At 52.5% G+C, this 21,074-nt stretch carries 23 protein-coding genes and 1 pseudogene; 12 read left to right on the top strand and 12 right to left on the bottom strand.

Features of this window, described 5'->3' with window-relative positions:
• The first annotated feature begins 143 nt into the window (after positions 1–143).
• The 8 genes and pseudogenes from HUO14_RS10580 (at position 144) to HUO14_RS10545 (ending at position 9,650) form a co-directional block, all read left to right on the top strand.
• Positions 144–1,295: an efflux RND transporter periplasmic adaptor subunit gene (locus tag HUO14_RS10580; protein ID WP_100093798.1), complete on the top strand. Its 1,152-nt coding sequence runs from the start codon at positions 144–146 to the stop codon at positions 1,293–1,295.
• A 28-nt stretch (positions 1,296–1,323) separates the two neighbouring features.
• A complete protein-coding gene (locus tag HUO14_RS10575; protein ID WP_100093797.1) occupies positions 1,324–4,593 on the top strand; it encodes an efflux RND transporter permease subunit in 3,270 nt (1,089 codons plus the stop codon).
• 13 nt (positions 4,594–4,606) lie between these two features.
• Positions 4,607–4,945: a DUF190 domain-containing protein gene (locus tag HUO14_RS10570; RefSeq protein WP_100093796.1), complete on the top strand. Its 339-nt coding sequence runs from the start codon at positions 4,607–4,609 to the stop codon at positions 4,943–4,945.
• Positions 4,921–6,933, top strand: a pseudogene (locus HUO14_RS10565) (heavy metal translocating P-type ATPase); the annotation flags it as partial. The gene HUO14_RS10570 and the pseudogene HUO14_RS10565, both read left to right, overlap by 25 nt.
• A 126-nt stretch (positions 6,934–7,059) precedes the next feature.
• A complete protein-coding gene (locus tag HUO14_RS10560) occupies positions 7,060–7,728 on the top strand; it encodes a phosphatase PAP2 family protein (protein ID WP_100093794.1) in 669 nt (222 codons plus the stop codon).
• A gap of 120 nt (positions 7,729–7,848) precedes the next feature.
• Positions 7,849–8,124, top strand: coding sequence for a metal/formaldehyde-sensitive transcriptional repressor (locus HUO14_RS10555; RefSeq protein ID WP_159645583.1), 276 nt, complete (start codon positions 7,849–7,851; stop codon positions 8,122–8,124).
• Complete coding sequence (dmeF, locus tag HUO14_RS10550; RefSeq protein WP_217907992.1) at positions 8,121–8,945, top strand: CDF family Co(II)/Ni(II) efflux transporter DmeF; 825 nt, start codon at positions 8,121–8,123, stop codon at positions 8,943–8,945. The genes HUO14_RS10555 and dmeF overlap by 4 nt, the downstream gene beginning before the upstream one ends.
• Positions 8,946–9,101: 156 nt before the next feature.
• On the top strand, positions 9,102–9,650 hold the full coding sequence (locus tag HUO14_RS10545) for a manganese efflux pump MntP (protein WP_100093791.1): 549 nt from the start codon (positions 9,102–9,104) through the stop codon (positions 9,648–9,650).
• Positions 9,651–9,896: 246 nt separating this feature from the next.
• Here the strand turns inward: HUO14_RS10545 and HUO14_RS10540 are convergent, their stop codons facing one another.
• From HUO14_RS10540 to HUO14_RS10530, 4 genes are read right to left on the bottom strand one after another with little or no spacing between them, the layout of a single operon-like run.
• Positions 9,897–11,255 carry a dihydrolipoyl dehydrogenase family protein gene (locus tag HUO14_RS10540; protein ID WP_100093790.1) on the bottom strand — a complete coding sequence of 453 codons (1,359 nt, stop codon included), beginning with the start codon at positions 11,253–11,255 and terminating at the stop codon, positions 9,897–9,899.
• 15 nt (positions 11,256–11,270) lie between these two features.
• Entirely contained in the window at positions 11,271–11,489 is a 219-nt protein-coding gene (locus HUO14_RS16430) for a GDCCVxC domain-containing (seleno)protein (protein WP_100093789.1), read from the bottom strand.
• The gene (locus tag HUO14_RS10535; RefSeq protein ID WP_100093788.1) at positions 11,489–11,842 is read right to left on the bottom strand and encodes a cation transporter; all 354 of its coding nucleotides are present in this window, start codon (positions 11,840–11,842) and stop codon (positions 11,489–11,491) included. The genes HUO14_RS16430 and HUO14_RS10535 overlap by 1 nt, the downstream gene beginning before the upstream one ends.
• Positions 11,843–11,852: 10 nt before the next feature.
• On the bottom strand, positions 11,853–12,212 hold the full coding sequence (locus HUO14_RS10530) for a mercuric transporter MerT family protein (protein WP_100093787.1): 360 nt from the start codon (positions 12,210–12,212) through the stop codon (positions 11,853–11,855).
• A 103-nt stretch (positions 12,213–12,315) separates the two neighbouring features.
• Here HUO14_RS10530 and HUO14_RS10525 point away from each other — a divergent pair, with 103 nt between their 5' ends.
• Positions 12,316–12,714: a MerR family transcriptional regulator gene (locus HUO14_RS10525; protein ID WP_100093786.1), complete on the top strand. Its 399-nt coding sequence runs from the start codon at positions 12,316–12,318 to the stop codon at positions 12,712–12,714.
• A gap of 309 nt (positions 12,715–13,023) precedes the next feature.
• Here HUO14_RS10525 and HUO14_RS10520 read toward each other — a convergent pair whose 3' ends face one another.
• The 8 genes from HUO14_RS10520 to HUO14_RS10485 are packed head-to-tail and all read right to left on the bottom strand — an operon-like array spanning position 13,024 to position 19,226.
• The gene (locus tag HUO14_RS10520) at positions 13,024–13,548 is read right to left on the bottom strand and encodes a DUF305 domain-containing protein (RefSeq protein ID WP_100093785.1); all 525 of its coding nucleotides are present in this window, start codon (positions 13,546–13,548) and stop codon (positions 13,024–13,026) included.
• A 51-nt stretch (positions 13,549–13,599) separates the two neighbouring features.
• Positions 13,600–14,328, bottom strand: coding sequence for a PepSY domain-containing protein (locus HUO14_RS10515; protein ID WP_159645589.1), 729 nt, complete (start codon positions 14,326–14,328; stop codon positions 13,600–13,602).
• A gap of 47 nt (positions 14,329–14,375) precedes the next feature.
• Positions 14,376–14,849: a YybH family protein gene (locus tag HUO14_RS10510; protein WP_100093783.1), complete on the bottom strand. Its 474-nt coding sequence runs from the start codon at positions 14,847–14,849 to the stop codon at positions 14,376–14,378.
• A 20-nt stretch (positions 14,850–14,869) separates the two neighbouring features.
• Positions 14,870–16,027 carry a copper resistance protein B gene (locus HUO14_RS10505; RefSeq protein WP_100093782.1) on the bottom strand — a complete coding sequence of 386 codons (1,158 nt, stop codon included), beginning with the start codon at positions 16,025–16,027 and terminating at the stop codon, positions 14,870–14,872.
• On the bottom strand, positions 16,024–17,847 hold the full coding sequence (locus HUO14_RS10500) for a copper resistance system multicopper oxidase (protein ID WP_100093781.1): 1,824 nt from the start codon (positions 17,845–17,847) through the stop codon (positions 16,024–16,026). The genes HUO14_RS10505 and HUO14_RS10500 overlap by 4 nt, the downstream gene beginning before the upstream one ends.
• Before the next feature lie 52 nt (positions 17,848–17,899).
• Complete coding sequence (locus tag HUO14_RS10495) at positions 17,900–18,478, bottom strand: RNA polymerase sigma factor (RefSeq protein ID WP_236553974.1); 579 nt, start codon at positions 18,476–18,478, stop codon at positions 17,900–17,902.
• On the bottom strand, positions 18,479–18,916 hold the full coding sequence (locus HUO14_RS10490; RefSeq protein WP_100093780.1) for a periplasmic heavy metal sensor: 438 nt from the start codon (positions 18,914–18,916) through the stop codon (positions 18,479–18,481).
• A 13-nt stretch (positions 18,917–18,929) separates the two neighbouring features.
• On the bottom strand, positions 18,930–19,226 hold the full coding sequence (locus HUO14_RS10485; protein WP_100093779.1) for a hypothetical protein: 297 nt from the start codon (positions 19,224–19,226) through the stop codon (positions 18,930–18,932).
• 128 nt (positions 19,227–19,354) lie between these two features.
• Here HUO14_RS10485 and HUO14_RS16295 point away from each other — a divergent pair, with 128 nt between their 5' ends.
• The 3 genes from HUO14_RS16295 to HUO14_RS16425 are packed head-to-tail and all read left to right on the top strand — an operon-like array spanning position 19,355 to position 21,042.
• Positions 19,355–20,152 carry a DUF2231 domain-containing protein gene (locus HUO14_RS16295; RefSeq protein ID WP_236553976.1) on the top strand — a complete coding sequence of 266 codons (798 nt, stop codon included), beginning with the start codon at positions 19,355–19,357 and terminating at the stop codon, positions 20,150–20,152.
• 55 nt (positions 20,153–20,207) lie between these two features.
• A complete protein-coding gene (locus tag HUO14_RS10475) occupies positions 20,208–20,675 on the top strand; it encodes a DUF411 domain-containing protein (RefSeq protein ID WP_100093778.1) in 468 nt (155 codons plus the stop codon).
• A 25-nt stretch (positions 20,676–20,700) separates the two neighbouring features.
• Complete coding sequence (locus tag HUO14_RS16425) at positions 20,701–21,042, top strand: hypothetical protein (RefSeq protein WP_201295654.1); 342 nt, start codon at positions 20,701–20,703, stop codon at positions 21,040–21,042.
• Positions 21,043–21,074: the final 32 nt, after the last annotated feature.

Below are 21,074 nucleotides of genomic sequence, written 5' to 3'. Positions count from 1 at the left end.
CGGCCTGTTCATGCTGACTTCGATCGCAATAGCGGTGCCAGATTGCGTCACTACAGAAACCAGTTTTTCCGGTGACAGCGGGCCTCCACAAAACCAGAGTTTGACTGCGGGACGGTCACAAAATTCGAGCAGGGATATATAAAATGAACAACAGAAAATGGATCATAATCGCTGGCCTGGCCATCGCGTTTGCGGTTGTGCTGGGAGTAATTTTCAATGGCTCAACCGGCGGTAGCGCGGAAAATCAGGGCGCTGCCAACACCACAGAAGAAAATCATTCCGAAGAAGAGGGCGTTGTCGAAATGACAGAAGAACAGCTGCGCGCCTCTGAAATCGGAATATTCGATGTGGCTCCAAGTTCGCTTGATGCCGAGATTATTGCGCAGGGTAGTGTTGCACCGTCTCCCCAAGGGCAGGCCATATTGAGTGCAGGCGCTGAAGGCAGGGTCACGAACATCAAAAAGAGGTTGGGAGATGCGGTTCGGCGCGGCGAGACAGTAGCTACCATAGAGAGCCGCGAAGCCGCCGCAATTAGTTCCGAAGTTACATCGGCAGCTTCTCGGGCCGCGCTTGCCCGGTCGCAGCTGAACCGTGAGCAGCGCCTCTTCGATGAGAAAATCACCGCACGGGCAGATCTTGAAACGGCGAGAGCAGAAAATCAACAGGCTGCCGCAGAAGCAAGACGGGCAAGCCAGGCGGCCACTGCGTCAGGTGTCAGCGGACGATTTATTGCTGTGCGCTCACCGATTGGCGGCCGAATAACGTCAAGCCCGGCAATTCTCGGCTCCTATGTCACCGCACAGGATGAGCTTTTCCGTATCGCCAATCCGAACCTTATTCAAATTGAGGCGGCAGTTCCTGCGGAAGATGCGCGCAAGATCAGCACTGGAGCAGCGGCCACGGTCGAAACGCCCGAGGGTGAAATCTCCGCTCGGGTATTGGCGGTTACGCCAGCTGCCGATCCGGAAAACAGAGCGGCCATTGTCGTGCTTGCCCCTGCTTCAGGCGCCAGACTCGTCCCCGGAGAATATGTGCGGGTGCGGATACTTCAGCAGGCGACAAGCGATCAGTCTACGGCATTGATTGTTCCCGCAGAGGCTGTCCAATCCGTCGAAGGACGCAACGTCGTGTTTGTAAAGACCAAATCTGGTTTCCGTGCACGGTCCGTTACGACCGGAGCGAAGAGCGGCGGTAGAATCGAGATTGTCGACGGTCTCAAGTCCGGCGAACAAATCGCCGGTAAAAACGCCTTTCTCCTGAAATCTGAACTTGGCCGCGGCGAAGCAGAACATTGATTAATACATTCCCATTGGAGCAACGGCTATGATTGCACGTCTCGTCGAAATGTCCGTCCGCAATCGGTATCTTACCGTATTGTTTCTTGCTGCAGTCGCGGCACTCGGAGTCTTTAATCTGGTTAATCTGCCAATTGATGCTGTCCCTGACATCACCAATAATCAGGTCCAGATCAACACTGTCGACCCTACTCTCTCACCGCTCGATATTGAACGCTTGGTGACTTATCCGGTTGAAACATCGCTGGCGGGCATTCCGGGACTGCAGACGACCCGATCCATCTCCCGGAACGGCTTTTCGCAGGTTACGGCGATATTCGACGATAGCGCCGACGTCTACTTTGCTCGTCAACAGGTGGCCGAAAGACTGACCACTGTTCGCAATAGCCTGCCGGCCACTGCCGAACCGGCAATGGGACCGGTATCCACAGGGCTTGGCGAGGTTTTGATGTGGACGGTCAGCTACGAGCCATTTGAAAAAGGAAAAGCTGCGGGCGGTTCTGGCTGGCAATCTGATGGTTCATACCTGACTCCCGAAGGTGAACGCTTGAACGATGAAGTCTCAAAGGCGGCGTATCTACGCACGCTTCAAGACTGGGTAATCGGACCGCAATTGCGCAACGTCAAGGGCATCGCTGGTGTTGACTCGATTGGTGGTTACGCCAAACAATTTGTCGTTACCCCCTCGGCGGCTCGGCTTTCTTCCTACGGTATCGGTTTTGACGATCTTTCCGAAGCGCTTGGAAGGGTCAATCTTTCTGTTGGCGCAAACTTCGTTGAACGCGGCGGAGAGGCATTTCTGGTGCGGGCAGACGCACGACTCAAATCGCTGGAAGAAATTGAAAATTCGATCATCGCGACACGCGAAGGCATTCCTGTTCGCGTCCGTGACGTTGCATCCGTCAGCAATGGCGGCGATTTGCGAACCGGCGCGGCAACCGAGAATGGCGAAGAAGTCGTTGTCGGAACCGCATTGATGCTGCTTGGTGAAAACAGCCGTGCGGTTGCCGCTGCAACCGGTGAAAGGCTTGCAGAAATCGTCAAGACAATGCCTCCCAACATAAAATTAGAAGTCGTTCTGGACCGTTCGAAACTGGTCAATGCGACTATCAGCACGGTTGAAAAAAACCTGACCGAGGGAGCTTTGTTGGTTATCGTCGCGCTATTCCTGCTCCTTGGCAATTTCAGGGCAGCGCTGATTACCGCGCTCGTCATTCCCGTTTCCTTTGTGATGATGGCAATCGGCATGAATCGATTTGGCGTTTCGGGAAATCTCATGAGCTTGGGCGCTCTTGATTTCGGCTTGATCGTTGACGGCAGTGTTATCATCGTGGAAAATTTCCTGCGCCGGATGGCAGGCCGGCAACATGAAGAAGGGCGACTTCTATCTCTAGGCGAACGACTGGAAGAAGTGATCGCATCAACAAGAGAAATGATCAGGCCTTCGCTATTTGGCCAGGCGATAATTTTGCTGGTTTTCGTGCCATTGCTCACCTTCCAGGGTGTTGAAGGAAAGACCTTCTCGCCGATGGCCATCACCGTAATGCTTGCGCTCATATCGGCGTTTATTCTCTCACTGACCTTGGTCCCGGCATTATTGGCTCTGCTGATAAGCGGCCGTGTTTCTGAAAAAGAGGTTCGGATGGTGAGCTGGAGCAAAAGCAAATACGAACCGGCATTACGAAAAGCACTGAAATGGCCCGGACGGGCAACCTTGGCAGGCCTTGCCGTATTTGGACTGTCGATCGGTATGTTCGGCTTTCTCGGTAGCGAGTTCATGCCGCAACTCGACGAACAGGATCTGTCCCTTCAATCGATCCGAATACCGTCCACTTCGCTGGATCAATCTGTTTCAATGCAAAAACAGATCGAGCGGGAGATTTCCAAATTTCCACAGGTCCGCTTCATGTATTCAAAAACCGGAACAGCTGAAGTGGCCAGCGATCCCATGCCGGTCAATATTTCCGATGCATTTATCATTTTGCGTCCGAAAGATGAATGGCCCGACCCGTCGCTTTCAAAGACAGAGCTGGTGGAACAGATGGAAGCGAAACTAGCCAATCTCATCGGCCAGAATTACGAGTTCAGTCAGCCCATTGAAATGCGTTTCAATGAGTTGATTGCAGGTGTGCGGGGTGATGTTGCCGTCAAGGTATTTGGCGACGACCTCGAGCAGCTGTCGGCCACTGCCAATCAGCTTGCGACCGTTTTTTCGGGTATTGAAGGTTCTGCGGATGTCCGCGTCGAGCAAACCGAGGGCTTTCCGACATTGGACGTGCAATTCGATAATTCGGCAATTGCAGCCCATGGTCTCACCGTTGATGAAGTGGCCGCAACCGTCAGCGCCGCATTGGGCGGCGCCGAAAGCGGGCTGGTATTTCAGGGCGACCGCAGGTTTGATATTGTTGTGAGGCTACCTGGCGAAGTGCGTAACGATATCGACGCTATCGGAGCGCTACCAGTTATTTTGCCGGAAAATGGTTTCGGGAAAAGGTCGTCGGTTCCACTCCGATCCTTGGCTACCCTGAAAGAAACCGAAGGCCTCAATCAGATCAGCCGGGAAAACGGACAGCGGCGCGTTGTTGTGCAGCTCAATGTTCGAGGCCGCGATGTTGGCTCCTTTGTGAACGAAGCGAAGTCCCAAATTGAGCGCGATGTCGCTCTACCATCAGGAGTCATCCTCGAATGGGGCGGGCAATTTGAAAGCCTGCAGGCCGCTCAGGCAAGAATCAATCTTGTTGTTCCTGTCATAGCGCTGTTGATCTTTGGTCTGCTGGTCATGGCTCTCGGTAACTTCCGTATGGCTGCCGCAGTATTTGTCACAGTCCCTCTGGGAATTGCAGGCGGGATATTCTCGCTAGCAGCAACGGGTCTGCCATTCTCTATCTCGGTTGCTGTGGGCTTTATTGTTCTGGCCGGCGTGGCGGTGCTCAATGGACTTGTGATGATGACCGCCATTCAGGGGCGTCTTGAATCTGGCGTGGAATTGGTTGAGGCCATCTACTCTGGCGCAGTCGAACGCTACAGGTCCATTCTGATGACAGCCATCGTGCCGTCATTGGGCTTCGTTCCGATGGCAATCGCGACTGGCACAGGCGCTGAGGTGCAAAAGCCGTTGGCGATCGTGGTTATCGGCGGTTTGATCACCGCAACGATTTTGACGCTTTTCGTGTTGCCCGCCGTGACACGGTTGATGCTTGAGCGCGAATTTCCCGATTTGAGGCCGCATATCAAGCGATTCACGCCCTCTTTGGACAAATTTCCAATCCTGCAACGTTTCCGTCCAAAGCCAGAATGAGAAGGAGTGCATAATGCAAAAGCCGCAACAAATATCACTCATGCGGATTTATACCGATGAAGCCGCAATGCATGGGGACGAGACAGTTGTTACCACCATTATTGATCGGGCCAGATCTTATGGCCTTCGCGGAGGCACCGTCCTGAAAGGAATATTGGGGTTCTCCTCGTCTTCCATTGTTCATGAACATCACGCGTTCGGAATTGGCGATAATCCACCGGTGGTGATCGAAATAATCGATGCCCGGGCACGACTGGAAGATTTCTACACTCAGCTAGACGATCTGCGGGGGATCGGGCTAGTCAGCCTCGAAAAGGTTGATGTTCTCACGCGAGCGGCAGAACAGAAATGACCGATGAGCACAGCAAGCATTCGGAAAATTCGGATCACTCGCACGGAGGGCTAATCGACAGGCTGCTTGGTGGCCGTGCAGAAATGGTATTTGCAGGCCTTTGCGGTGCAACCCTTCTTGCCGGATGGCTGGGACCAAAAATCAATCTTCTGCCGGCGAATATTGGGTTCTGGTTTTTGGTAGCGGCCTATTTTTTCGGCGGCTATTTTACGATATTGGAAGCCTTCGAAAAAATCAGAAATCGAAAATTTGAAATAGATTTTCTCATGATCGTTGCCGCCGGCGGGGCGGCGTGGCTCGGGGCATGGGCAGAGGGAGCATTTCTATTATTCCTGTTCAGCATCGGCCATGCACTTGAAAATTATGCAATGGCCCGCGCGCGCAATGCCATATCCGCACTGTCTGACCTTGCTCCCGAGGAGGCGGTGGTCCGCAGGGATGGAGAGGAATTGCGATTGCCCGTGGCCGAGTTGGTAATCGGCGATATTGTAATCATCCGCTCCAACGAGCGACTTCCAGCAGACGGTTTTGTTGTCAAAGGGGCGAGCAGCGTCAACCAGGCTCCCATAACCGGTGAGAGCGTCCCGGTCGACAAGCGTCCGGTCGACAATGCTGCAGCGGCGGCCAAAGCAGCCGATAAAGTCAAATCCGAACATAGGGTTTTCGCCGGATCCATAAACGGAAGCGGTAGCCTCGAAGTGCAAGTCACCCGATTGGCGTCGGAAACCACATTGGCCCGGGTTGTCGAAATGGTGAACGATGCGGAGACGCGTCAATCGCCAACGCAGAGCTTCACCAATAAGTTTGAGCGGATTTTTGTGCCGGTTGTCATTCTGCTTGCAATCGCAACTGGATTTTCTTGGTTGGTGATAGACGAGCCAGTCTCCGATAGCATTTACAGGGCGATGGCAGTCCTCGTTGCCGCCAGCCCCTGTGCGCTGGCTATTGCAACACCCAGCGCTGTTTTAAGCGGGATTGCCCGTGCAGCGCGGGGCGGCGTTCTCATAAAGGGCGGCGCGCCTCTCGAGATGCTGGGTAAGCTTGATTCGATCGCTTTTGACAAAACCGGGACCCTTACGATTGGCGAACCGGAGTTAGTCGAAACGGTGCCTTTCGGAGAAATTGGAGCAGACGAACTCATCGCTATTTCTGCCGCTGTCGAAGTGCATAGTGATCACCCTCTGGCGCAAGCTATTGTGCGTGCTGCAGAAAAACGCCTCGGATCATCGGATCTGATCGCTACAAATTTTCAGAGCATAACGGGCAAAGGCGTTACTGCCAAAATCAATGGCGAAAAGGTCTTGATAGGAAAAGCGGGGCTGTTTCTCGACGATGATCAGGATTCGCTTCCTGAAGATGTCGCCCAAAAAGTCACCGAAATGTCTTCACGCGGTCGCACCACCATGATTGTCAGGCGTGGCGGCAAATTTATTGGCGTTCTCGGCCTCATGGATACGCCCCGCGCTGCAGCGTCCGAAGTGATAAACAAGCTCCGGTCTATTGGAATCTCACGGATGATGATGATTTCTGGCGACAATCAGAAAGTCGCCGACGCGATCGCCCTGGAAGTAGGTCTTGACGAAGCCTTTGGTGACCTAATGCCGGATGACAAGGTCGAGAAAATTGCTCAACTGAGCGATCAGGGCGGAGTGGCGATGGTTGGTGATGGTGTGAACGATGCCCCCGCGATGGCAAATGCGACTGTTGGAATAGCCATGGGAGCCGCCGGTTCCGATGTCGCGCTTGAAACGGCAGATATCGCGTTAATGGCAGATGATCTGGCAACATTGCCTTTTGCCGTTGGTCTCAGCAGATCGACAAGTAGCATTATCCGTCAAAATCTTTGGATCAGTCTCGGCGTGGTGGCCGTATTGATCCCGGCAACACTCTTCGGCCTGGGGATCGGCCCCGCTGTCGTGATGCATGAAGGATCGACGCTTGTCGTGGTCATAAATGCCTTGCGGCTGCTGGGATATAAGGAAAGTTAATCGGTGCGGCCATCATGCCGGTCGTGCTCATGGATGGAAGAGCGAGAGCCTGTTGAATATCAGATTTGAGCCGAGTTTAATGCAATCAAGCAGGGTTGACCCAAAACGCAAAAAACGAGTGAAGATATGAGCGTTCGTCTAAAGATATTTCAGCGCGGTTTCGAATTGATACCATCATTCATTCTAGCCGGAATTTTCTTGGTATTCTGGTCGAAGGTGGCGAAAGGTCATTTAGATGCAATAGATAGAACCCTTTTGCTTGCTTTTCGATCGCCGAGAAATTCGGATATACTGATGGGCCCGGACTGGCTGCTCCAATTTGTCCGCAATATCACCTTTTTGGGAGATTCAACCTTCCTGCTTCTGGTCATATTTGCCGTATCATTCTTTCTGATCGCCAAAAAAGCCTATTTCAATGCATTCTTGTTGCCCGCTTTGTCTCTCAGTGGATTTTGGGCAGTATCCTTATTAAAAGATTTTTTCGGCAGGCCGCGACCTGCGATTGTAGAATATCTTTCTGTTCCCAATTCAGCGAGTTTTCCAAGCGGCCATGCCGCGAACTCGACTATCGCCTATATCCTTACCGCACTGGCGCTATTTAAACTCGTGCCAGGCCGATATGCACGTTTTTCCCTGATTTGTGGTGCGCTATTATTGGCTGTCTTGATCGGCACGTCGAGGATTGCCTTGGGCGTCCATTGGCCAAGCGATGTGCTGGGCGGTTGGATTTTTGGGCTCAGTTGGTGCTGTTTGTGGCTATTGAAAAATAGTAGAACAGATGCGCAATACATCTAAAACCACTGCCACGCCAAGCCAACGCGATGAACACTCAATCAATCGCTGACGGGGGACATAATCTATTGCGATTCAACAGGTCCTTTACAAAATTCAGAATATAGGGTAGCCCCCTATGCTATGTCACATACATCGGATGATAAAAAGCTTCTGGCGCGCGTCAGCCGCCTTAAAGGGCAACTAGAAGCCATTGAGCGGGCTTTGGAAAACAAGGCTCCTTGCGGTGAGATACTCAATCTTGTCGCCTCGGTTCGAGGAGCCGTAAATGGGCTTACCGTGGAATTGATTGAGGATCATGTCCGCGAACATGTCTCCAATCCTGAAACGGACACTGATGAAGCGCGCGCTCAAGGCGCGACAGATCTGATCCAGGTTATCCGGACATATTTGAAATGATAACCTCCGAAGCTGCAACTCAAGCCGGACACGAACATGATCACGTATTTTTAGGCCAAAATCACGAACGGAACGAACGCCGGACCTGGTTCGTTATTGCCCTGACCAGCGTGATGATGGTTGTCGAGATTGCAGCCGGGACAATTTACGGTTCGATGGCGCTGGTCGCCGATGGCTGGCATATGTCCACGCACGCCGCTGCGATGCTGATCGCTGCGCTCGCCTATCTATATGCACGCCGCAATGCCAAGAACCCCCGCTTCACATTCGGCACCGGCAAGGTGGGGGACCTTGCAGCTTTCGCCAGCGCAATTGTTCTGGCGTTGGTTGCGCTACTGATAGGATGGGAAAGTGTCGTCAGACTGGCAAATCCGATCCCGATCAGCTTCCCCCAGGCAATCTTCGTGGCCATCATTGGCCTAATTGTGAATCTGGTCAGTGCTTGGTTTCTCCGCGACGATCATGATCATCATCATGGGGACAGCCATCATCACGATCATAGCCACGATCACGACCATCATGCTGAACACCATGGCCGGGACCAAAATCTGCGCGCTGCTTATCTCCATGTGCTGGCTGATGCTCTAACATCGGTATTGGCAATAATTGCGCTGATAGCCGGCAGCATCTACGGATGGATATGGCTTGACCCGCTCATGGGTATCGTCGGTTCGCTTGTCATTGCGCGCTGGTCATGGGGTTTGATGCGCGATACCGGCTCAACGATGCTGGATTACAGAAAAGCGGGCGACCCAGTCTCAGCAAAAATCCGCTCGATCATCGAGGAAGCTGGAGACAAAATCTCCGACCTGCATGTCTGACAACTGGGTCCAGGACACCATGCCGCTATTGTAGCAGTCATTACGGAAAGTGATACAGCCCCCGCTGTTTATCGCGAGAGACTGGCCGAAACCGTGGGGCTTTCTCATATCACCGTGGAAGTGAATCCAGCTTAGACGGCTGGGAAAGCGCATTAAATGGAAAACCTGTTTCTCATTGTAGCTCTTGCTGTGGGCTTGGCGATGGACGCCTTTGCGGTGGCGGTTGCTCAAGGGGCTGCAGGACATAATTCCATGTTTCACGCCACTCGAACGGGAATGGCATTTGGCGTAGCGCAGGGCATCATGCCATTTCTGGGATGGGCCCTTGGAATAGCTTTTGTTTCGGAGATCAGCGCTTATGATCACTGGATTGCTCTCATTCTGCTCAGCGGTTTAGGGTTAAAAATGCTTTGGGAAGCGCTGGGCAGGAACGAAAGAGATGCGGTGTCCAGTCTCTCAGGCTGGGCGCTGGGAACGGCTGCGATAGCAACGAGCATAGACGCCTTTGCTGCCGGCATCATGCTGCCTGCTCTTGGCCTTCCGGTTTTACTGGCCTGTGTTATTATTGGGACAGTTACAGCTTTGCTTTCCAGCTTGGGCGTGATGATCGGCGGAATGGCAAGCTCGCGCATCGGGAGACATGCCGAAGTCGCAGGAGGCGTCATTCTCATTGGCCTGGGAATCAAAATCTTCGTCGAACACTAGCTACCTTGGATAAAGCCAATTGATCTGAGATTATATTTTCAGTGTATCTTGGCTGCGACTGCAAGTTTGATACGCTGAAATTCAGCTTTCAGTATCGAGAACAGATCGCGGGAACGACAACAACTGGACGCATTTCAGACTGGCGGCTTCCAATGTTCGGTTGTGCGAAAGCAGAGGTCATCGGTTTGTTCACTTTAACGACCTCCAACGATTTAATTTCGATCTTCAAAGTTATAGCAGTTTACCTCACAACATCGAGCCAATATCGGAACCAACCGATGGATAGGCGCTCACCATTTTTTTCAGGTCGCTGGTGGTCAAATCAAGCCGCATCGCCAGACTGAAGAAATTGATGATTTCGGCATATTCCGGCCCCAGCAAATGCGCGCCCAATATCTTGTCGGTTTCATCGTCGATGATGACTTTGGTTGCAGCGCAGGTCTCCCCCACCCGAAGATTGGAATACCAGCCGCTTGTATCGTTTGTCGCGATGCGCAGCTTGTAACCGGCCGCTTTTGCTTCTTCTTCCAGCATGCCCACGCGCGCCAGTTCGGGTATCGTAAATACCACTGTGGGAACGCCTTTATAGTCCGGTTTGGCATGATTGCCTTTCAGCATATTTGACGCAGCCACCTTGCCTTCAAACACGGCCACCGGCGTGAGCGGTGCACCTTTGGTGTCCGCCGCATCACCCGCTGCATAAATTGACGGATTGGAGATGCTTTGCAGAAATTCATTCACTTTGACGCCGTGGGCGCTGGAATCGACGCCCGCCTTGTCCAGATCGAGATAGTCGATCGCAGGAACGCGCCCCGCGCCATGCACGATCAGATCAACCGAATATTTTTGCGTGTTGCCGTCGACATCAAGGGTAGCCGAATAGCCGCTACCTTCTTGGGCGATGGAGACGAGACTGGTCTTCTGAACCACCTCGATTCCTGCCTCTTTGCTTCGCTCCAGCAATTTATCGACAAGATCGGGATCAAATCCCTTGAGCGCACGCTCGCCGCGATCAATGATCTGAATGTCGCTGCCCGCGCGCGCCGCGATATGAGCGAACTCGAAGGAGATGAACCCGCCACCGACAAACAAGATCTTTTTCGGGAGGCTCTCCAGTTCCAGAAACTCTGTGCTATCAATGAGATACTGCGCCCCAGGCAAATCAATTTTTCGGGGCTTTGCACCTGTAGCAATCAGCACCTTCTTCGCTTCCAGCAGCGTATTACCGCTAATCTCGATTTTATTTTTGCCGATAAATTTTGCGCTGCCGTGCAACGTGGTGACACCGTTCACATCGAGTCCAGATTCTATTTTTGGCGGCATTTTTTCCGTGAATGTCCGCTTGAACGCCATCAGGTCCGACCAGTTGATAGCCAGGCTGCCGGGCTCTATGCCCTTGCCCTTCATCAAGGAAGCAGCGTCGAATATTTCGGCGCCGCGCCTCAACATCTTTTTGGGGTCGCATCCTCTAAGGGCACATGTGCCGCCATAGGGTAGCTCGTCCACGACTGCGACTGACCAGCCAGCTGACGCACATTTGTTAGCCGCGGTGACGGCCGCCATGCCGACGCCCAGAACAACAAGATCGAATTTTTGTGTTTCCATTTGAATCCCTCAATCTCAGCAACAGGACGCGATTGCGCCAGATGCCTGAGCCTCCTGAATGGGCGGACACGGAACGGTGCCAAAGGAGCAGTAGACACAGCAATCGCCCGCATTGGGTCGCAAAACAATCTTGCACCCCTTGCAGTCATAGAAGAACTGACAGGCATCGGTCGGCATGGTCTCGGTTTCCTGATGCCCGCAATCAGGGCAGGTCAATCTGGATTGAGGCTGCATCAGCGATCCGCTCCATCAGCCACTATGCTGGCTGGATAACCGGCGTTGGTCGATGCAGAAGCAATTGCGGATGCATTTGCCAGTTTGGGATCAAAGGTCACTGTTGCGGTTTTTGCCTGAAAATCGACATCGACAGAAGACACGCCGCTGACCTTGCCCATCGCCTTCTTGACTGTAATCGGACAGGCGGCGCAGGTCATTTTTTCGATATCGAATGTTTCAGTTTTTGGGGCATTCTGAGATGCCGCTTCTGCAACGGCTTGAGCACCGGACGTCGGCAACAATGCCACCGCTCCCAGTCCGCCTGCTCCAAGAGCGACAACGACTGTAAAAATGATGTAAGCAGGTTTCATAATCTTTCTCCTAATAAAAATACGGTGCCCACCAATCGATTGTGATGGATAGAGCGATGAGCAATGTTCCCACCCAGAGAGCGGTTTTCGTGACGATGGTGGATTGTGGTCGGGCACAATATGAGCCTTCTTCACAGGCAGGTTTTGTCCGAAAATAGACATGCCAAAAACCCGCAGCCAGAAACCCGAGGGTCACTGACACAAAATACCACTTATAGGGTTCGAGCGCAGTTAGATTTCCGATCCACGCTCCGCTAACTCCAAGTGTTACAAGGACGAGTGGTGCGATGCAGCAGGACGATGCCAATATAGCCCCGGAGATGCCGCCAACAGCCCACCAACTGCGTTTGTCCGGTGATGGAGCAGGCATTTCTGTCTGGATAGTCCCTGGCAAAATATACTCTTTCATTGCGATTGATCTTCGATGGAGACGACTATACTCTCTGTAGTAACTACAGGAACAAGGACTTTTTATGCAACCATCTGTCAAGCGCGGAAAACTGGCGAAAATCGCCGGATGTAACATCGAAACGATAAGGTATTACGAGAATATCGAGCTGTTACGCGCCGTAGATCGCACGAGCAGTGGTCACCGGGTCTATTCGTCCGATGATCAGGCGCGGTTACGCTTCATTCTGCGCGCACGGGAACTCGGTTTTTCAATTGCAGAGCTGAGAGGCCTGCTCGGCCTGGTCGATTCCAACGAATATACGTGCGGCGAAGTGCTGGCCGTAACCAACAATCACATTACCACTATTCAACAGAAAATATCCGACCTGAAACGTTTGGAGCAAACATTGTCGGACATGGCGCAGAAATGCGATGGCGGAGAAGTCCCGGACTGCGCCATCGTTGATGCAATGTTTCACTGAATATGGCTCGGCCTTAGGCCCGCTATCGGGTTATGGCAGCCCAGACGCTAATGTCTTCAAATGGGCGCGTATCGGACCGACTGCTATTGGGCCGTTGGCGATATGGCGGCTTCCAATGTTCAGTTGAGTGGAAGCAGGCACCGCTTGCTAGTCTACGGTTAGCATCTCCAACCATATAGTTTCAATCTTCGCAACTACAGCAGCTCAACTCTCAATATTGATCCAACATCAGAACTAACAGACGGGCATCAGAAAAAAATGGCTTTATAGATAACTACTCGGACGTTTGTAATGATGTGAGCATTAGCGTTAGTCGGCGGGATTTAGCTCGCCTTCAAATTTTGGGACGGCGCGCGCCGAGGCTTCTGCATCTGTCGTTGCCTTGCCATTTTGATTGATATCGTTGATCAACCATTCCATTTCTTTGATTTCTCTCCGTTGGGCTCTGATAATTCCATCGGCTAGCTCGCGCACTCTTTTATCTTCAATATTGGCGCGCTCACTTGTCAGTATGGCAATGCTATGATGAGGTATCATCGCCTTTTGCCACGCCTGATCGGAAACCGTATCCTGCGATCGGACAAGAAACAAGGAGCCGGCAAATATGAGAACTGCGCCGCCCAATATCATCGCATTCTTGCGCTTATCATCATACATGCCAAGCATAAATAACAACATGATAATCGCCATCGCAGCGCCCATGTAGATTGCCATCCATGTGCGTGTCTCACTAAAATATACGTGGTCGAATGCATAGGTGTTGAGATACATCAGCCCGAACATCGCAAGCGTTGAAGTCAGTATCATGACGATGAAACGTGTGTATTTACCCATGTTTTCCTCTCCCTATTTTTATCAGGCGCAAGTGTTTTTAATACGGCCAGACTACGCGTGAGTAGTGTGAAGGTTCCGGCCCTTACGACTTCGCCGAAACGGCCATCGCTTAATGATGAGTAACAATCCAGAAAGAGCCATAGTCAGGCCGCCCAATGCAAAAATGACGAGCCACCAGCTGTTGAAATTCTCATGGTTTTTCCAGTCCATGATATGCAGACCCCAGAAGAAATCATAAACACGCCAAGTTGTGCTACGCACCGCTGCAATCTCGCCAGTCGATAGCGGAATATAGACAGAAACGTCATCCTCGGTATCAACTCGCCAAGCAGGAAGCGCGCCTCGATATTCTGTGGAGCCGGTCACAACCTTTTCGACGGCCGCAATATTGGGGCGACCGGTTATCCAAGCGCGAGACGTTATTAACCCGGCTTCTTTTGACGTTATTTGGCTACGTTTGATGCCCGTTTTGGCATCGTAAAGGAATGTCTCGCCTCGCCCATTTTCAAGTTCAGCAACAGGCCTGCCTAAGACACTACGGTATCGCAAGGAAACCACGTTCCCCGATATTTCGCGACCCAAATTTTCAGGTGTCACTAGCCCAACAAGGCTATTGAGTTGTTCAGGCTCTCGCGCGACAAGATGTTCGCTGCGGACCGTCTCGATTGGCACAACGCTCATAATAACGCCGCTTGCAAACCAGAGCAGCAACTGTGCACCGATAAAGAGCGCGAGCCATTTATGAATTTTACTCGCCCGTATATGGGTCTTTTGTGTCACGCTATCTCCTCCCAAAAAGGCATCGGTTTTATTGCTGTCTTGCCATGCTATTTCTTGGGCGTGCGGGAAGATGAGTGATATTGAGCAATTTTCCAGCTTTCGTCTCGTTTCACGAGAACCGCAGTGGCAACGCCTTGCCTTTCGATAATCCGGCCATCCTTTAGCACTATCGTATATGTATAGGTTTCCCAGGCGATTGCTGTTTCACCTATGACAGATATATCGATAGTCTCATTGTTGAATGTAAAGCTCTCAAACTCTTTGAGTTCAGGACTGAGATGATGGGCAAGATAATTGCTAAAGCTGCCCTCCGCTTTTCCATTTTCAAATACCAGCGCGTCATCCGTGAATAGGCGGGGCATATTGGTATCATCGAGACTTTCTATGCCGCTTCGATATGCTTCGAGCGTGCTTTCAGGTGTCCCCATCATAGATGCAGATTCTGCGTCTTTATCGTGCGCCACAGCTTGATAAGAAATTGTAGAAAGCGTCAAAATTAGCGCCAAACCAATATATTCCATACTCCCCCCCCCTAAAAATATTAGAACCAGAATCTAATCCCGATAACATAATTGGTGACGCTGGGATCTTCTCCGCCCGCCCGCGCGTATCTGGCGCTTTGCCCAACTTTCCATTCCTGTTCGATGCCGATATAGGGCGCAAACTCGCGGGCAAATTCATATCGTAAGCGTATTCCCAGTTCAGCAGCATCGATCCCCGCGCCAATCCCCAATTCAGGAACATCCTGCGCCGCAAGATTGAGTTCTGCGCGGGGTTGCAGGATCAGTCGCTGCGTTATGCGCTGGTCATATTCAGCCTCGAAGCGCGCAGTCAAATCGCCCCGGTCAGACAAAAATGCTGCCCCATCGATTTCGAACAGGTAAGGCGCAAGACCCTGTATTCCAATAACTGCATAGGTCCGGTCGCGCGGCGCAAAATCCTGCCTCACGCCCGCTTGCAAATCGAAAAATGGTGCAATGGCATGGCTCCATAGCGCCTGCACCTCTGCGCTTTCTATCTTTTCGCCGAAATTGCCTTCGCCTTCGCTCTTGAACCAGAATTTGTCGATATCGCCGCCATAATAGCCCTGACCGTCCCACAAGTAGCCGTTCTTGCCATCTCGCACACGATATTCAGCGCGATCAGCCATCACCCAAAGCGTTTTCATGCCGCCATTTTCCGCCGCCAGCTGCTTCCTGGAGCCGCTCATAGCGTCAGCTCCCCATATCGCATCGGCAGCACGCGCAGGCCCTCTACCAGCTTCGGGAGGAGGTGTTTCGTCAGCCATGGGCGCCGTCATATCGGCCATGTCATTACCTGGCATATCCATAGCTTCATGATCCATCTGGCCATGATCCATTGTCGAATGATCCATATCCGCCATCGCTGGCTGCTCGTCCATTTGACTATGATCCATGCTACCATGGTCCATCACCATTGGCGCTTCGGTGGGGACCGTGTTGGGAGGGCCGGGCTGAATTTTTGCAGGCTTGGCTTTTGGCGCAGCCTTGGCTTGTGGTTTGGCAAGCGCGGGCTTCGGCGCAACAGACGCAGGCTTGGGTTTTAGCGTTGGCTTTGGTTCGGGCTTTGCTTTTGGCGCGGGCATTGTCATCCCTGGCATGCTCATGTCATGGCCTTGATGTTGCGCCATTGCAGGTGCGGATACACCGACCGCGAGAATGATTATCAGCGATTTCATGCGTCCGCTCCCGATTGTGAGGCAACCGTGACAATCTGGAACATCCCTGCGTGCATGTGATAAAGCAAATGACAGTGAAACGCCCAGTCGCCCGGTTCATCGGCGGTCAGGTCAAAACTGGCGCTGCCGCCCGGTTGAACAATCACGGTATGCTTGAGCGGTTGGTTCTTTTGACCATTGACCAGTTCAAAGAAATGTCCGTGCAGATGGATCGGGTGCGCCATCATCGTGTCGTTGACGAGTTTCACCCGAACGCGCTCATTATAGGCGAAGCGGATTGGTTCATCGGAGACGGCTGAGAATTTCTGGCCGTCGAACGACCACATATAGCGTTCCATGCTGCCGGTTAGATGGATTTCCATGTTGCGCGAGGCCTTGCGGTGGTCCGTGCTCGGGATCAGAGCCGCGAGCTGCTTGTAATTGAGGACACGGTGATCGACTTTGTCGAGTCCGATTCCGGGATCGCCCATGCGGTCCGCCGCATTCATTGAAACCATGTCTAGGCCAGGACCGACTTTTACATCGGACGGCAGCATCGACGTGTCGCGCATTTTCATACCGCTCATGTCCACACCGGCCATGCCATCACCGCCGCTCATATCCATCCCGGGCATATCCATCTTGGCCATCTCATCAGCGCTCATCTTGCTGTGATCCATTTGCGAATGGTCCATGCCGCTTGCTGGCGCACCACCCGATGCTCCATGATCCATGCCCGCCATCCCCATGTCAGCCATCGTCAGTATTGGCGGATCGCGCAGGGCCGGGACTTCGGCGCGCATTCCTGCACGGGGAACCAAGGTAGCAACGCCCATGCCCGAGCGGTCCATAGATTCTGCTACGAAGGTGAAGGCCTTGTCCGCGGTTGGCTGGACAACGACGTCATAGGTTTCTGCAACCCCGATCTGTAATTCATCGGTTTCTACTGGCATGACATTTTGGCCATCGGCCTGCACCACCGTCATCGGCAGGCCTGGGATCCGCAGATTAAAGAAGGTCATTGCGCTGCCATTGATAATCCTAAGCCGCACCCTTTCTCCAGGGTTGAAAAGCAGTTCTAGATTATCGGCAGGGCCGTGCCCGTTGATAAGATAAGTATAAGTTGCCGCCGACACATCAAGTATGTCGGTGGGTGACATCCGCATTTTGCCCCACATTCGGCGTTCTTTGCCGCTCAATTTGCGATCATCAGTGGCAGTGGTTTTCTGATAGTCAAAATAGCCATCAGCATGTTTCAGCTTCTTCATGATGACATGTGGGTGCATCGGCGTAAATTCGCTGAGAAGGATGATATATTCGCGATCAAAAGCTACCGGGTCTGACCCTGCAGGATCGACGATGATTGGGCCATAATGCCCCATCTGTTCCTGCAGCCCCGAATGGCTGTGCCACCAATAGGTGCCGCTCTGGCGCACCTTGAAGGGCGCTGTGAAGGTCTCGCCGGGCTTGATACCGGGAAAGGACACGCCCGGAACACCATCAAACTGGAAGGGAAGCAATATGCCGTGCCAGTGAATTGAGCTATCCTCATCGAGGTTGTTGGTAACATTCAGTCGGACATCCTGCCCCTCGCGTAACCTTACCAGCGGCCCCGGCACGGTGCCGTTCACCGCGATTGCATGACCGCTGCGTCCGCCCGTTGAAAATTGACCGCGTCCGATGGCAAGATCAATGCTTGAGCCTGAAACTTCGTCAATGCCCTTACGCACCGAACCTGCCATTGCTCCGCGTGCCCAAGCAGGCATGGAAGAGGAAAATCCGACCGCGCCGCCAGCAAGCAGAGCAGATGAAAGGAAGCGGCGACGGGGAAGAGAAAGCATATGTGATCCTGATTACTAAACCGATATGCTTCTCAATACGGAGGAGACTCCTTCACCCCTCAAATTTTTCAGAAATTTCTCGCAGGCGATTGCGGGCACGGTAAATTCGCGTTTCGACGGCTTTCTCAGATATTCCGAGAATATGCGCCGCCTCGGCTTGGCTATTCTCGCCAAAAGTGACCAGAACAAACGGCTCACGCAATGTCGCTGGCAAGCGAGTGATCTCTTTTTGCATGACTTCAAGCGCCTGACGCGCCTGCAATTCTGCACTTGGGTCAGGTGCATCGTCAGCTACTATCATGCCAGCTTCATTGTCGCTGTGAAATTCAAAAAACTGCCTGATCCGACGTTTACGCAAAAGATCGCGGCATTTATTGACTGTAATCCGGGTGAGCCACGGAGAAATGGGTCGCGACAAATCAAAGCTGGCGAGCTTGAACCAAGCAGCTGCCAGCGCCTCCTGAACGGCATCTTCGGCATCTGAACTGTTGCCCATCATTCTCAGGGCGATATTTTGCAGCCGGGGCGCTTGCTGGTTCATCACACGGTTGAATGCAGTTTTGCTACCTTTTGCAGCCTCTGCGATGAGCGCATTTTCCGGAACTTGCGCGTCAGACTGCGACTTTTGCACTTAATACCCTGCGGTCAGCGAGTTTGATACCCGCTCGTCAAACGCCCTTTGCTGGTCGGGATTTAACAAAGCGCGCATCTTGAAGAGATGTTCGACAGTGACTTTTTGTAACAATCCCATTTGAACATGCACCGCTTCAATCGCGGTAGAAACCTTGGGGCCGTATTGATGTTCTTCTTCGATGGCAGCGGCAAGATCGGCATTGGCCGATCGCAGCGCGAGGTCCAGTGCCTGCCGCCTGATCCCGAAATCACTTTCCAGCTCTGCAAGCTGCTTCTCTTGTGCCTTATCAAGATCAAGCTCTTCGTGAACGAAGCTGTGGACCCCAACATTTTGGTCGTCGCTTTGGCTCCAGTGTTTGGCACCGAGGGAACCGATCCAGCCTGCGCCAAGCGCCAGCAGGACGAGAAGGATAATTTGTATTGGTCCGAATTTCATATGCTCATCACCGTCACTGTGAAACGTGAAGAAGGTTGGCGGGCGAGTAATCCGCACCGCCAATCAAAGGGCTGGTTTGGTTCATCGCCAGCGCAGGCTGATCGGCCGTTCCAAACCCAGCGCCCAGCGCGGTCACGAACATCAGCGCCGCCAGTAGACTTTTCTGGCGCGAAAGCCGGCTGCTATTCATTTCGCCGACACGGAGCCAGACATCATTGTGGAAACCATCATCGCTTGCCAGCGCCTCGGTTGATTGATCGGCCCGCAAGCTTGCAAGCATCGCATCAAGTTTAGTGTCAGATAGCGGCATTGATATTATCCCATTTCGTCGTTTCTGTTCTTTATACGCATGCTGGACAGCTTTGCCCTCGAAATTATTTTTGAGGGGTGGCCATTATCGCTGCGTATTATTGGTTAGCGGTCATCAAGGACACGGCAATGCGCGACCTCAAATTTTTTACAGGAAGGGCTGAGATGCCAATTAAGAAGTTTCGCAAATTTATGATGTGCATTGCAATTGGTCTCAGTTCGCTCAGCGTTCCTGCTCTTGCGCACGGCGATCCGACCGAGATGGGCGCTGGTCCGGGAACTGGCGCAGACCATCATGAAAAAGCTAACGGAGCCGGTGAAGCTGCGCAGAACGCCGATATGCAGGATATGATGGATGATGGCACGATGCCGATGATACCCGATGGATCAGCCCCCGTGGCGCCGGAAGGCAACCACTTAGAAGGTATGGGTGACGGCCATGGAGGCATGATGGATCATAGCGAAGCGGCAGATAATAGTAATAAGAGCTTTGGTGAGCGCCTGTTCATCTGGCTGGGCAAACTTCATACGGTTGTCATCCATTTTCCAATTGCCATGATTGTTGCCGCGTTTGCAGCCGAAGCGTTTGGTGTTGCGCGCGGTAAGCCTGACTGGCGTTCGGCAGCGCGAATTATGCTCGTCATTGGTGCCCTGGGCGCAGTAGCCGCAGCGTTTTTTGGCTGGTTTGCTGGTGGTTTCTATCTTTATGACCGCAACCTGATCCTCACCACGCATCGCTATCTAGGAATGACCGTCGCAATCGGATCGGTGCTGTTGGCATGGGCCGGGCTACGCCGTTTTCACCACAATCGCAGCGAAGAAATACTGTTCGCCGTCTTGCTGGGCCTATTGACGATCGGCGTGCTGATTCAAGCGTTTCTGGGCGGCACATTCATGCATGGCGGCATGAATCATATGAATTTCTAAACACGCCAAGCTCCAAATCGAGCAGATGGCTCGTTATTACCCGAAGGAAAGATAGATGTTCAATCACATCCGCAAACTGAAGAAAAACCCGCTTTTGGCATCGGTGCTCTTTGGCTTGCTCGCTGCCTGCACCAGCGCCGCTCAAGCTGCCCCGCTTGTGATGTTCCGCGACCCGGGCTGCGGCTGCTGCGAAAAATGGGCCGAGCATATTGAAACGAATATGAAACAGGATGTGGAAACACGGAACAGCCTAAATATGAGCGCTGTCAAAGACGCGAACGCAGTGCCGGAAACGTTGCGATCCTGTCATACCATGATTGTTGAGGGATATGTTATCGAAGGGCATGTGCCCGCCGATGCTATTGCCAAATTACTGCGGGAAAAACCTACTGGAGTGAAGGGCCTTGCCGTCGCTGGAATGCCGGTCGGCTCGCCTGGAATGGAATATCAAAACCAAACCCAGCCTTATCAAGTTATAGCGTTTGGCGACAGCGGCCAACGCGTTTTCGCTAGTTACAATTGAAATTTAAACCAAGAAAGGAAATATCATGAAAAAGCTTACACTATTTTTGGGAGCCATGGCTCTGACGTCTGGCGGGGCGGTATTGGCTCATGACCATACGGCACCGAAAGCCGGCGCGCCTGCGATGCAGAAATGCGAAATGATGAAAGACGGTATGAAAATGCCGGGCATGATGATGAAGGGTGCCGATGGCAAAATGTCCTGCCAGATGATGGATCACTCGAAGATGGACCACAGCAAAATGGATCACTCTAAAATGTCAGCCCCGGATGCGAGTGACAAAGCGCAACCAGCTATGGATCCGAAGATGGACCATTCGAAGATGGATCATAGCATGATGGAGCCCAAAAAAGACGCGCCTGAATAAGAGAATAGTCTGGCTCGGAGCTCCGCTTTACG

It is taken from the genome of Parasphingorhabdus flavimaris (genome assembly GCF_013371215.1).
Classification (GTDB): Bacteria; Pseudomonadota; Alphaproteobacteria; order Sphingomonadales; family Sphingomonadaceae; genus Parasphingorhabdus; species Parasphingorhabdus flavimaris.
The sequence above is the reverse complement of the archived record's forward strand: the minus strand, read 5'-3'. Positions and strand labels throughout refer to the sequence as shown.